Annotated in this window: 11 protein-coding genes; 7 read left to right on the top strand and 4 right to left on the bottom strand. The window is 58.8% G+C overall.

Annotation, left to right across the window (positions count from 1 at the left end; translation table 11 throughout):
- Window positions 1-100 precede the first annotated feature (100 nt).
- On the top strand, window positions 101-1,690 hold the full coding sequence (locus tag AC1ME2_RS14420) for an ABC transporter substrate-binding protein (RefSeq protein WP_480442147.1): 1,590 nt from the start codon (window positions 101-103) through the stop codon (window positions 1,688-1,690).
- A gap of 79 nt (window positions 1,691-1,769) precedes the next feature.
- Here the strand turns inward: AC1ME2_RS14420 and radC are convergent, their stop codons facing one another.
- Window positions 1,770-2,444 carry a RadC family protein gene (gene radC / locus AC1ME2_RS14415; RefSeq protein ID WP_480434771.1) on the bottom strand — a complete coding sequence of 225 codons (675 nt, stop codon included), beginning with the start codon at window positions 2,442-2,444 and terminating at the stop codon, window positions 1,770-1,772.
- Window positions 2,445-2,575: 131 nt separating this feature from the next.
- On the opposite strand from radC, the gene coaBC reads away from it, so the two are divergent.
- The 4 genes from coaBC (at window position 2,576) to argB (ending at window position 7,900) form a co-directional block, all read left to right on the top strand.
- Window positions 2,576-3,784, top strand: coding sequence for a bifunctional phosphopantothenoylcysteine decarboxylase/phosphopantothenate--cysteine ligase CoaBC (gene coaBC / locus AC1ME2_RS14410; protein WP_480434770.1), 1,209 nt, complete (start codon window positions 2,576-2,578; stop codon window positions 3,782-3,784).
- 6 nt (window positions 3,785-3,790) lie between these two features.
- Window positions 3,791-4,246 (top strand): dUTP diphosphatase, encoded by a 456-nt coding sequence (gene dut / locus AC1ME2_RS14405; protein WP_480434769.1) that lies wholly within the window; start codon window positions 3,791-3,793, stop codon window positions 4,244-4,246.
- A 1,321-nt stretch (window positions 4,247-5,567) separates the two neighbouring features.
- Window positions 5,568-6,965 (top strand): phosphomannomutase/phosphoglucomutase, encoded by a 1,398-nt coding sequence (locus AC1ME2_RS14400; protein WP_480442146.1) that lies wholly within the window; start codon window positions 5,568-5,570, stop codon window positions 6,963-6,965.
- Between the two features lie 29 nt (window positions 6,966-6,994).
- Window positions 6,995-7,900, top strand: a complete 906-nt coding sequence (gene argB / locus AC1ME2_RS14395; protein WP_480434768.1) for an acetylglutamate kinase — start codon at window positions 6,995-6,997, stop codon at window positions 7,898-7,900.
- 74 nt (window positions 7,901-7,974) lie between these two features.
- On the opposite strand, the gene AC1ME2_RS14390 is transcribed toward argB, so the two are convergent.
- Together AC1ME2_RS14390 and pyrE are read right to left on the bottom strand one after the other, a co-directional pair.
- A complete protein-coding gene (locus AC1ME2_RS14390) occupies window positions 7,975-8,565 on the bottom strand; it encodes a DUF4124 domain-containing protein (protein ID WP_480434767.1) in 591 nt (196 codons plus the stop codon).
- 13 nt (window positions 8,566-8,578) lie between these two features.
- On the bottom strand, window positions 8,579-9,220 hold the full coding sequence (pyrE, locus tag AC1ME2_RS14385) for an orotate phosphoribosyltransferase (RefSeq protein ID WP_480434766.1): 642 nt from the start codon (window positions 9,218-9,220) through the stop codon (window positions 8,579-8,581).
- 82 nt (window positions 9,221-9,302) lie between these two features.
- Here pyrE and AC1ME2_RS14380 point away from each other — a divergent pair, with 82 nt between their 5' ends.
- The gene (locus AC1ME2_RS14380) at window positions 9,303-10,082 is read left to right on the top strand and encodes an exodeoxyribonuclease III (RefSeq protein WP_480434765.1); all 780 of its coding nucleotides are present in this window, start codon (window positions 9,303-9,305) and stop codon (window positions 10,080-10,082) included.
- Between the two features lie 134 nt (window positions 10,083-10,216).
- Here the strand turns inward: AC1ME2_RS14380 and rph are convergent, their stop codons facing one another.
- Window positions 10,217-10,939 carry a ribonuclease PH gene (rph, locus tag AC1ME2_RS14375; RefSeq protein ID WP_480434764.1) on the bottom strand — a complete coding sequence of 241 codons (723 nt, stop codon included), beginning with the start codon at window positions 10,937-10,939 and terminating at the stop codon, window positions 10,217-10,219.
- 277 nt (window positions 10,940-11,216) lie between these two features.
- Between rph and AC1ME2_RS14370 the strand changes: the two genes are divergently transcribed.
- Window positions 11,217-12,080: a YicC/YloC family endoribonuclease gene (locus AC1ME2_RS14370; protein ID WP_480434763.1), complete on the top strand. Its 864-nt coding sequence runs from the start codon at window positions 11,217-11,219 to the stop codon at window positions 12,078-12,080.
- Window positions 12,081-12,083: the final 3 nt, after the last annotated feature.

The raw sequence follows: 12,083 nt of genomic DNA, 5'->3' as shown, positions 1-12,083 counted from the left end.
GATAGATTGTCCTGTGCCTATGCATAGTCTAGGGTAAGTCGCTCACCAGACTGCGCCCGCAGATGGGGCCCTCTCTGACAGGACTATCGCCATGCGTCTTATACGTTTCGCAGCCCTACCCTTCCTGCTCGCGCCCTTGTTCAGCCCGCTGTTGGCTCAGGCTGCGACCACCCTCAGCGTCTGCACGGAAGCCAGCCCCGAAGGGTTTGACGTGGTGCAGTACAACTCGCTCACGACGACCAATGCCTCGGCCGACGTGCTGATGAACCGCCTGGTGGAGTTCGACGCGCAAAGCGGCAAACTAGTGCCCAGTCTGGCTGAGAGCTGGAGTATCTCGGCTGATGGGCTGACCTATGACTTCAAACTGCGCGCCGGGGTGAAGTTTCACCGTACCGATTATTTCAATCCGACCCGCGACCTGACCGCAGAAGATGTGCAGTTCAGCTTCCAGCGCATGCTCGACCCTGCCAACCCGTGGCACAAGGTCGCCCAAAGTGGCTTTCCACATGCACAATCGATGCAGTTACCTGCGCTGATCAAGAACATAGAAGCACCTGACGCTCACACCGTCCGGTTCACCCTCGACCACCCGGATTCGACCTTCCTGGCAACGCTGAGCATGGGTTTTGCGTCGATTTATTCGGCCGAATACACCGCACAGCTGCTCAAGGCGGGCACCCCGGAAAAACTCAACAGCCAGCCCATCGGCACCGGCCCGTTCGTGTTCAAGCGTTTTCAGAAGGACGCGGTGGTGCGGTACGCCGCCAACCCGGATTACTTCGGTGGCAAGCCCGCCGTCGATGCACTGGTGTATGCGATCACGCCGGACGCCAACGTGCGCCTGCAGAAAATCCGTCAGAACGAGTGCCAGATCGCCCTTTCACCCAAGCCTCTGGACATTCAGGCCGCCAGCAAAGACCCTAAGCTGACTATCGAAAAGACAGCTGCGTTCATGACCGCCTTTGTCGCGATCAACAGCCAGCATCCACCGCTGGACAAACCTGAGGTACGCCAGGCAATCAACCTCGCTTTCGATAAAAACAGCTACCTCAAAGCGGTATTCGAAGACACCGCCGAAAAAGCGACCGGCGTTTATCCACCCAACACTTGGAGCTACGCCAAAGACCTTCCCGGCTATCCGTATAATCCGGCCAAAGCCCGTGAGTTGCTGGCCAAAGCAGGGCTGAAGGATGGCTTCAAAACCACGATCTGGACGCGCCCGTCCGGCAGCCTCCTCAACCCGAATCCGAGTCTCGGCGCGCAACTGTTGCAGGCGGATTTGGCTAAAGTCGGGATCAAGGCCGAGATCAAAATCATCGAATGGGGCGAGCTGATTCGGCGCGCCAAGGCCGGCGAGCATGACCTGCTGTTCATGGGTTGGGCAGGCGATAACGGCGATCCGGACAACTTCCTGACACCGCAATTCTCCTGTGCCGCCGTGACCCCAGGGACCAATTTCGCCCGTTATTGCGACCAAGGCCTGGACAAGCTGATCAGCGCAGGCAAAGCCACCAGCGATCAAGCCGAGCGCAGTACGCTGTACATCAAGGCTCAGACGCAAATCCAGCAACAAGCGTTGTGGCTGCCACTGGCTCATCCGACTGCCGCCGCTTTGACGCGCAAAAACGTACAGGGTTATCAGGTGAGTCCGTTCGGTCGTCAGGACTTTTCCCACGTCACGCTGGAGTAGACGTAGGACGAAAATAACGCGCTGTACATTTTTCGTACGATCAACAGGCCGCGCACCCGCTGCGCACGGCCTGTGCTTCTCACATCAAACCGGCTTCCACCATCGACAACGGGTCACCGTCGCCGATGATGAAATGATCGAGCACCTGCACGTCGATCATTTTCAGGGCGTCCTTGAGCAGTTGGGTCAGGTGGTGATCGGCCTCGCTGGGCTCGGGCACGCCGGACGGATGGTTGTGGCACAGGATCAACGCCGCCGCATTGTGAGCCAGGGCGCGCTTGACCACTTGCCGGGGATGGACCTGGGCGCAACTGATCGAGCCTCGAAACAACGCCTCAAACGCCAAAACACGATGCTTGGTGTCCAGAAACAGACAACCAAAAACCTCGTGCGGCTCATGCCTGAGCAACGCCTTGAGGTAATCGCGTACGCCTTGTGGGTTTTCCAGGCTTGAATCACGCTTCAAGCGTTCGGCCATGTGCCGACGGGATATTTCCATCACCGCCTGCAACTGCGCGAACTTCGCTGGGCCCAACCCCAACTCCAGACAGAAGGTTTGCAGGTCCGCCTCCAGCAAGGATCTGAGGCTGCCAAATTGCTTCAGCAGATGTCGCGCCAGGTCCACCGCGCTTTTTCCAGCGACACCTGTACGCAAAAAAATCGCCAACAATTCGGCATCGGAAAGACTCGCCGACCCCAGTTCAAGAAGCTTCTCCCGCGGACGTTCCGCCGCAGGCCAGTCACGAATACTCATAGCACCTCCCTGTGTGTGGGCGCCGCTGTTCCCGTGCGGTCGCTGTGCTATCTTAGCCCATCTTTTAGCGCGGCGATCTGGCCTGGGGAGGCGTCATCGCCGTCGCGTTCACTCGATTAAAAGGCAGGCCTATGCAGCGGCTGTATCGGAAACGCATCGTTCTCGGCGTCGGCGGCGGCATCGCGGCCTACAAGAGCGCAGAACTGGTCCGTCGGTTGCTCGACCAAGGCGCAGAAGTACGTGTTGTCATGACCCGTGGTGGCAGTGAGTTCATCACCCCACTGACCATGCAAGCCCTGTCCGGTAACCCGGTACACATGGATTTGCTCGATCCAGCCGCAGAAGCCGCAATGGGTCATATCGAACTGGCCAAGTGGGCCGACCTGGTGCTGATCGCCCCGGCCACCGCCGACCTGATCGCGCGCCTGGCCCATGGCATTGCCAATGACCTGTTGACCACCGTCGTGCTGGCCACTGATGCCCCCGTAGCGCTGGCGCCGGCAATGAACCAGGCGATGTGGCGCGATCCGGCGACTCAGGCCAACACCCGTTTGCTCGAAGAGCGCGGCATGTGCATGTTCGGCCCCGCTTCGGGCAGCCAGGCCTGCGGCGATGTCGGCTTTGGCCGCATGCTCGAAGCCAATGACCTGGCGCAATGTGCTGCCGATTGTTTTCGGCGCGAGTCGCTGACCGGCAAGCACGTACTGATCACCGCTGGCCCGACGCAAGAAAACATCGACCCGGTGCGCTACATCACCAACCACAGCTCGGGAAAAATGGGTTTTGCCTTGGCCGAAGCGGCGGTTGAAGCGGGCGCACGGGTGACCTTGATCACCGGCCCGGTCAATCTGCAAACCCCGGACCGCGTCACCCGGATCGACGTGGTCAGCGCGCGTGACATGCTTGCCGCCTGCGAAGCCGCTATCCCTTGCGATCTGTTTATCGCCTCCGCTGCGGTGGCCGATTACCGTCCCGAAGTGGTCGCACCGCACAAACTCAAAAAAGACCCCAGCAACGGTGACGGTCTTCTATTGCAGATGGTCCGCAACCCGGACATTCTCGCAACCATCGCTCGCCGCCCGGACCGTCCATTCAGTGTCGGCTTCGCTGCCGAAACCGAACACTTGCTCGACTACGCTGCACGCAAGCTCAAGGACAAGAACCTTGACCTGATCGTCGCCAACGATGTGGCTAACCCCAGCATCGGTTTCAACAGCGAAGAGAACGCGTGCAGCGTGATCGACAGAACGCTGCACGAAACAGTTTTTGCCCAGACCAGCAAAGGCAAGATTGCCCGCCAGCTGATCACTTTTATCGCCGACCGTCTGAACCAGGTTTAATCACGTATGCATGCTTTACAAGCCAAGATCCTCGACCCCCGCATTGGTAGCGACTTCCCTCTTCCGGCGTACGCCACCGTGGGCTCCGCCGGGCTAGACCTGCGCGCCATGTTGCAAGAGGACACGGTCATCGAACCGGGCCAGACCTTGCTGATCCCCACCGGGCTGTCGATTTACATTGGCGACCCCGGCCTTGCCGCGCTGATCCTGCCGCGCTCGGGCCTTGGCCATAAACACGGCATCGTGTTGGGCAATCTGGTCGGCCTGATCGACTCCGATTACCAAGGCGAGCTGATGGTGTCTTGCTGGAATCGCGGTCAGACCTCGTTCAAGATTTCAATCGGCGAACGCCTTGCTCAACTGATATTGGTGCCGGTCGTGCAGGCCCATTTCGAGCTGGTCGAAGAATTCGACGAAAGCCAGCGCGGTGCTGGCGGCTTTGGTCACTCAGGCAGTCACTGAGACGGCTCCCAAGTAGCCACTTGAACCCTAACCCAGCCGTTTGGGCCCACAACGGGTATCCAACGGTCCAGGAAAGACCCTTTGCGATTCAGGATGAATACCGGGGAGAGGTTATGTGAAAGGCTTCAACCGCACGGCCACAGCAAGCAATCACTCGCTAACCCCGGACAGCCAGCCATCAGCTGCGCGTCAACCCATCCTTTCGCCCGGCCTTGCATCGGCTGTCGTCGGGCTGCTCGCGGCCAGCGTGTTGCTGTGGCTGGCGCTCTTCAGCAATCCGCAACAGCACGCCCGGCTCAGCCAGGCCTGGGGCTCTAGCCAGGCCGGCGCATTGGGCCTGGCACTCAAGCAACTGAACGCCGAGACGCAAGCTGCCGCACTCGATGGGGCACTGGATCAAGCACTGCAAAGCAACGATCCCGCCTTGATCGGTCGCGCCGAAGACCAACTGCGTTATCACAACAGCGTGGTGGGTGCCCGACTCCATCATCTGGGCCAGACAGACGTCGATGCGCAAGGCCCATTGCCGGTGAATTTCTCCACGCTGGAGATGCTCAACAAGGCAGCACAAGGTCAGCCCCCTTCCCCCGAGGCGCGCAAAGTCGGTGAGCGCTGGCTGGTCTATAGCGCTGCGCCGCTGCGGGCGAGCCCGAGCGCGCCGATCACCGGCACGCTGCTGCTGGCGTTCGACCTGCAAGGAGTGCTGAGTGCACTGCCGGTATTGCCCGCTGACATCGGCCAGGTACAAGTAACCCAGCAATTCGGCGCCAGTCCCGGACAAATTTTGCTGCAACGCGGTCAGCCGGCGGCAGGCTCCCCACAAGCGTTCGATACCGGCCAGCCAAACTGGAAACTCGACTTCACGCCGGGCCCCGCACTCGATTCATCAGTGCCCTGGCTATTTTTAGCGCTGGCGGCGCTGGTCGCTCTGGCCGGTGTTGTGCTTGGGCTATACCTAAATGACAGCGCTTTGCAGCGACGTATTTCGGCAGACGCCCGACAGCTAGACCAACTGCTTCAAGAACTCTCAGGCGGAAAAGCCGTCAAAGCTTTCGGTTTAAGCCTGCCGGCCCTGAATGGGCTAGCGCAGAGTCTGGCGCGATTTTCACTGCGTAACGCGCCGTCATCTGCGGTACACGGCGCCTCAAGTGACAAGAACAGCTTCAATAACGACTTAGCGACAAGCAGTGCCCCAGCGTCGACTCAGCCCAACGCCCCGCGTACTGAGTGGGTCGATCCGCTGTTTCAAGATACCGATATTCTCGATATCGACATCCTCGACGAAAACCAGGATTTCCTGAGATTGGAGCACCCCCACGTCATGAGCAGCACAGCATTGGTCGCACCCAAATTTCCTGACAACATCTTCCGCGCCTACGACATCCGTGGCGTCGTCGGTGACACCCTTTTCGCAGAAACGGCTTACTGGATCGGTCGCGCCATCGGCTCCGAGAGCCTGGCCCAGAATGAACCTAACGTCTCGGTAGGCCGCGACGGCCGCCTGTCTGGCCCGGAACTGGTACAGCAACTGATTCAGGGCCTGCACGACAGCGGCTGCCACGTCAGCGACGTGGGCTTGGTGCCGACCCCAGCGCTCTATTACGCCGCCAACGTACTGGCTGGCAAAACCGGTGTGATGCTGACCGGCAGCCACAACCCACGAGACTACAACGGTTTCAAGATCGTTATCGCCGGCGACACCCTGGCCAATGAGCAGATCCAGGCCCTGCACACTCGCCTGAAAACCAACGACCTGACCACCGGCAAAGGCAGCATCAAGAAAGTCGAAATCCTTGATCTCTACTTCAAGCAGATCACCTCAGACGTGGTCCTCGCCCGGCGCATGAAAGTCGTGGTCGACTGCGGCAACGGCGCGGCTGGCGTGATCGCCCCGCAACTGCTCGAAGCCCTGAATTGCGAAGTCATCCCGCTGTTCTGCGACGTCGACGGCAACTTCCCGAATCACCATCCTGATCCAGGCAAACCGGAAAACCTCGTCGACCTGATCGCCAAGGTCAAGGAAACCGGTGCCGACCTGGGCCTGGCCTTCGACGGTGACGGTGACCGCGTAGGCGTCGTCACGAACACCGGCAACATCGTGTTCCCGGATCGCCTGTTGATGCTGTTCGCCAAAGATGTGGTGTCGCGCAATCCCGGTGCCGATATCATTTTCGACGTCAAATGCACCCGCCGCCTGACCCCGCTGATTCGCGAATACGGCGGTCGTCCGGTGATGTGGAAGACCGGTCATTCGCTGATCAAAAAGAAAATGCGAGAAAGCGGTGCGCTGCTGGCGGGCGAAATGAGCGGGCACATCTTCTTCAAGGAGCGCTGGTTCGGTTTCGACGACGGCATCTACAGCGCTGCGCGCCTGCTGGAAATTCTCAGCCAGGAGAAGGGCACTGCTGAAGAAGTGTTCGCGACCTTCCCGAATGATATTTCCACACCGGAAATCAATATCGATGTGACGGATGTGACCAAGTTCAGCATCATTGAAGCGCTGCAACGCGACGCCCAATGGGGTGACGCTCAGTTGACCAGCATCGATGGCGTGCGAGTGGACTACCCCGAAGGCTGGGGTCTGGTTCGCGCTTCCAATACCACGCCTGTGCTGGTATTACGCTTCGAAGCCGACACTGAAGCCGAATTGCAGCGAATCAAGGACGTGTTCCACGCTCAACTGAAGAACGTTGCGCCCGACCTCCCATTACCGTTTTGAATGAACCCCTGTTTTCACTGGAGCCCTGAATGACCCTCGAACGTGATGCCGCTGCCAATGTAGCCAAAGTTTTGTCCGAAGCGCTGCCCTACATTCGCCGATTTGTCGGCAAGACGCTGGTGATCAAATACGGCGGCAACGCTATGGAGAGCGACGAGCTGAAAACGGGCTTTGCGCGCGATATCGTGCTGATGAAAGCAGTCGGTATCCACCCGGTAGTGGTTCACGGCGGCGGCCCACAGATCGGCGACCTGCTCAAGCGTCTGTCCATCGAAAGCCACTTCATCGATGGCATGCGCGTGACTGACGCGCAAACCATGGACGTGGTGGAAATGGTCCTGGGCGGCCAGGTCAACAAGGACATCGTCAACCTGATCAACCGCCATGGCGGCAGCGCTATTGGTCTGACAGGCAAGGACGCGGAGCTGATTCGTGCGCGAAAGCTCACCGTCACTCGGCAAACACCGGAAATGACCAAGCCGGAAATCATTGATATCGGCCAGGTCGGCGAAGTGGTCGGGGTCAACACTGACCTGCTGAACATGCTGGTCAAAGGCGATTTCATTCCAGTCATCGCGCCCATCGGCGTCGGCCCCAATGGTGAGTCGTACAACATCAACGCCGACCTGGTTGCAGGCAAAGTCGCTGAAGCCCTCAAGGCCGAAAAGCTGATTTTGCTGACCAACATCGCCGGCTTGATGAATAAACAAGGCGAAGTCCTGACCGGACTGACCACCGAACAAGTCGACGGCCTGATCGCTGACGGCACCATCTACGGCGGCATGCTGCCCAAGATCCGGTGCGCGCTGGAAGCGGTTCAGGGTGGCGTCCACAGCTCGCACATCATAGACGGCCGTGTGCCCAATGCCGTGCTGCTGGAGATCTTCACCGACAGCGGCGTAGGCACTCAGATCACCAACCGCAAGCGGCATTGATGGTTCGGTAACCGTCAAAAACTGAAAGGCCCCGTCCGGTTCACACCGGACGGGGCCTTTTTTTCAGCAGCCTATCAATGCACTAACTGCTGAACCCGCACCCGATCAACCGCAAAATCGGCTTCAGCCTGTTTGCGTGACGTTTGATAACGGACGATTTCAGCCTTGAGGCTCTGCTGGTCGTCACGCAGGCCGTTCATCTGATCCAGTAACGGCTGAGGCACGACATGCCCGCCCCGCTCCTGGTCGGCTGCCTGGCCCTGAAGCGTGTTCTGCTGGGAGCTCAAGCCTTGCAAGTTGCCTTGTGCCACGCCAATCAGCGCATCCAGCTCGGCGAGCTTGCGGGTTTTAGCGCGATCGACATCGTCGACGCTGCTGTACAAATGCAGCAACTGCGCATTGGCGTCGGCCTTGACCTTGTCGGCCTGCTGACGCTGGATTTCCTCAACCGTGGGCGCTGGCGGCACGACCTGTATCACCCGCCCCCGCTCATTGAGCACCTGGTAGCCTTTACCGACGTACTCCGGCGGTACGCCTTGACGATCAAGGACCATCCCGCCCTTGTTGTCGACATAGCGATAGAGCAACACAGGCGCTTTATCCGCAGCCTGTACAGTCATCACATTCAATGCCAACAACAGCCCCACGGCGCTCAGTTTGAGCATAAACACAGCATCCTCAAATTCCGTACTGCGCCCGATAAGCCTCGACCGCAGGCAAATGTTGCTTGAGTTGCGGATCGTCGGCCAAGAATTGCAGCACCTGATTCAAGGACACGATGCTGATCACCGGGATGCCGAAGTCACGCTCGACCTCCTGAATCGCCGACAGCTCACCGTTGCCACGTTCCTGACGATTCAGCGCGATCAACACACCGGCCGCTGTCGCGCCCTGGTCCTTGATGATCTGCATGACCTCACGAATGGCCGTACCGGCAGTGATCACGTCGTCGATGATCAACACATTGCCTTGCAGTGGCGCACCGACCAGGCTTCCGCCTTCGCCGTGAGCTTTGACTTCTTTGCGATTGAAGCACCAAGGCAGATCCCGCTGATGATGTTCAGCCAACGCCACGGCCGTCGTGGCCGCCAGAGGAATGCCTTTGTAGGCTGGCCCGAACAGGACATCAAAAGAAATACCGCTCTCGACCACCGCAGTGGCATAGAAACGACCGAGCTGAGCCAGGGCAGAACCACTGTTGAACAGACCGGCATTGAAGAAATATGGACTGGTCCGTCCAGACTTCAAAGTGAACTCACCGAAGCGTAAAACACCACGATCGATGGCAAAACGAATGAATTCGCGCTGATACGCTTGCATGAAAAAAGCCCCAAATACCACGGATTTAGCTAATTAGGTAGAGCTCGGGTATCATACACGCACGCGATTTTTGGGGCCATTTATGCGGATCATCAGTGTGAACGTAAATGGCATTCAGGCTGCAGTCGAGCGTGGTTTGCTCAGTTGGCTACAAGCCCAGAATGCTGACGTCATCTGCCTACAGGACACACGCGCATCCGCCTTTGAACTGGACGACCCAGCCTTCCAACTGGATGGTTACTTCCTTTATGCCTGCGATGCTGAAGTCCCTGCCCAAGGCGGTGTGGCGCTCTATTCGCGGTTGCAGCCAAAGGCGGTTATCACCGGTCTTGGCTTCGAAACGGCCGACCGTTACGGGCGCTACCTGCAAGCGGACTTCGACAAGGTCAGTATTGCGACCTTGCTGCTTCCTTCGGGGATGAACGGCGACGAAGACTTGAACCAGAAGTTCAAGCTCATGGACGATTTCGCGCGCTACCTGGACAAACAACGGCGCAAGCGTCGTGAGTACATCTATTGCGGCTCGCTGTATGTTGCGCAACAGAAGCTCGACATCAAAAACTGGCGTGACAGCCAGCAATCACCGGGTTTCCTGGCGCCAGAGCGCGCCTGGATGGACGAGATTGTCGGCACCATGGGTTATGTCGATGCCCTGCGTGAAGTCAGCCGCGAAGGCGATCAATACAGCTGGTGGCCAGATAACGAACAAGCCGAAATGCTCAACCTCGGTTGGCGCTTCGACTATCAGCTGCTGACTCCAGGCCTGCGCCGCTTTGTACGAAGCGCTCGCCTGCCACGTCAGCCGCGCTTCTCGCAGCACGCTCCATTGATCGTGGATTACGACTGGACGTTGACCATCTGACGTCCCGCCGCCCACAAAAAAGCCGACTTCGTGTCGGCTTTTTTGTGGCTGTTGACGCAAAAAACTGTAGGAGCAGGCTTGCCTGCGATGAAAGGCCCGGCATTTCGCACCGGATCGCAGACAAGCCAGGCCAATCAGTCGGCCAGTGCGGCACGTTGCAGTTCGAACAGCTCAGCAATGCCTTTATTGGCCAGTGCCAACATCGCGGTCAGCTCTTCTGGCTGGAACGGTGCGCCTTCAGCGGTGCCTTGAATTTCGATAAAGCCACCAGCACTGGTCACCACCACGTTGAGGTCGGTCTCGGCAGCGGAGTCTTCCAGGTAGTCGAGGTCAAGCACAGGCTCACCCTGATACATACCCACCGACACCGCAGCGATCATTTGCTTGAGTGGATCGCCGCCTTTGAGGCCGCCACGCTTCTTAATCACTTTCAAGGCATCGACCAACGCAACCATAGCGCCGGTGATGGACGCGGTACGTGTGCCGCCATCAGCCTGGATGACATCGCAATCGACATACAGCGTCACTTCGCCCAGCTTCGACATATCCAACGCTGCACGCAGGGAGCGACCGATCAAACGTTGAATTTCCAATGTGCGACCGCCTTGCTTGCCACGGCTCGCTTCACGCTGGTTGCGCTCGCCAGTAGCGCGCGGCAGCATGCCGTATTCAGCCGTCAGCCAGCCTTGGCCCTGACCTTTCAGGAAACGCGGTACGCCGCTCTCGACGCTGACCGTACAAATCACTTTGGTGTCACCAAACTCGACCAGTACAGAACCCTCGGCGTGTTTGGTGTAGTTGCGGGTGATGCGGATCGAGCGGAGCTGATCGGCTGCGCGGCCACTTGGACGTTTCATTTGGGGATACCTGTACTGAGACGGAAAATCTGCCGAGCATTATAGTGTTCACAGCCCGGCCTGGGCACCTCTAAAAATTTACCGGGCGGATTCAGACCCACCAACGGTCGCAGGACCGACGTTCGGCAGCACCTAGTCGCATCGCCAGTTTGGGAGCATCCACTGCACTGCGCTACAATCCTGCGCCTTCGCAGCCTGTCGGCTATTGATAACATTTATAGGGGCAGTTCAACGCCCACGACAGCCTCCTCACTCCTGAACCTACGAGGTATTTCCCATGGTGCACAGCATGACTGCCTTCGCCCGAGTCGAACGGGCCGGCACCCAAGGCACCCTGAGTTGGGAACTGCGCTCGGTCAATCATCGTTATCTCGAGCCCCATCTGCGCTTGCCAGAGTCCTTTCGCGACCTGGAAAGCGCAGTCCGCGAAGCTCTGCGTCAAGGGTTGTCACGCGGCAAGGTGGAATGCACCTTGCGCTTCGTCGAGGAGACCGCCGGCAAACCGCTGCAGGTTGATCGTGAACGCGCGGCGCAATTGGTCGCTGCTGCGGAGACCGTCGCCAGCCTGATCAAACAGCCTGCCCCTCTGAATCCGCTGGAAGTACTCGCGTGGCCGGGCGTGCTGGTGGCCGACGCCAGCGATCCGCAGGCACTCAATAACGACGCACTGGCCCTGTTCAATGAAGCATTGAGCGAGCTCAAAGCCGGTCGTGGCCGTGAAGGCGCCGATCTGGCCAAACTTCTCGACGAACGGTTGACCTCGATAAACGAAGAAGTCGCGACCCTGCGAACGTTGGTGCCGCAGATGCTCGCGAACCAGCGCCAAAAGGTAATGGATCGCTTTGCCGACATGAAGGCTGAGCTTGATCCTCAGCGTCTGGAACAGGAAATGGTCCTGCTCGCGCAGAAAAGCGACGTCGCCGAAGAACTGGACCGCCTCAGCACCCACGTCACCGAAGTGAAACGCGTCCTCAAGAGCGGTGGGCAAGCCGGGCGGCGCCTGGACTTCCTGATGCAGGAACTCAACCGCGAAGCCAATACATTGGGCTCCAAAGCTTTCGACCCGCGCAGCACTCAGGCAGCGGTCAACCTCAAGGTGTTGATCGAGCAGATGCGTGAACAAGTGCAGAATATTGAGTAAGGC

The sequence above is a fragment of the Pseudomonas sp. ASL9 genome, from assembly GCF_056680335.1.
This window is presented reverse-complemented; position numbering and strand designations above follow the sequence as displayed.

Bases quoted from the DNA above. Each gene is read 5' to 3' on its own strand.
- rph (WP_480434764.1), bottom strand. From the start codon at position 10,939: ATGAAACGTCCAAGTGGCCGCGCAGCCGATCAGCTCCGCTCGATCCGC.
- AC1ME2_RS14370 (WP_480434763.1), top strand. From the start codon at position 11,217: ATGGTGCACAGCATGACTGCCTTCGCCCGAGTCGAACGGGCCGGCACC.
- radC (WP_480434771.1), bottom strand. From the start codon at position 2,444: ATGAGTATTCGTGACTGGCCTGCGGCGGAACGTCCGCGGGAGAAGCTT.
- AC1ME2_RS14400 (WP_480442146.1), top strand. From the start codon at position 5,568: ATGAGCAGCACAGCATTGGTCGCACCCAAATTTCCTGACAACATCTTC.
- pyrE (WP_480434766.1), bottom strand. From the start codon at position 9,220: ATGCAAGCGTATCAGCGCGAATTCATTCGTTTTGCCATCGATCGTGGT.
- AC1ME2_RS14390 (WP_480434767.1), bottom strand. From the start codon at position 8,565: ATGCTCAAACTGAGCGCCGTGGGGCTGTTGTTGGCATTGAATGTGATG.
- argB (WP_480434768.1), top strand. From the start codon at position 6,995: ATGACCCTCGAACGTGATGCCGCTGCCAATGTAGCCAAAGTTTTGTCC.
- coaBC (WP_480434770.1), top strand. From the start codon at position 2,576: ATGCAGCGGCTGTATCGGAAACGCATCGTTCTCGGCGTCGGCGGCGGC.
- AC1ME2_RS14380 (WP_480434765.1), top strand. From the start codon at position 9,303: ATGCGGATCATCAGTGTGAACGTAAATGGCATTCAGGCTGCAGTCGAG.
- dut (WP_480434769.1), top strand. From the start codon at position 3,791: ATGCATGCTTTACAAGCCAAGATCCTCGACCCCCGCATTGGTAGCGAC.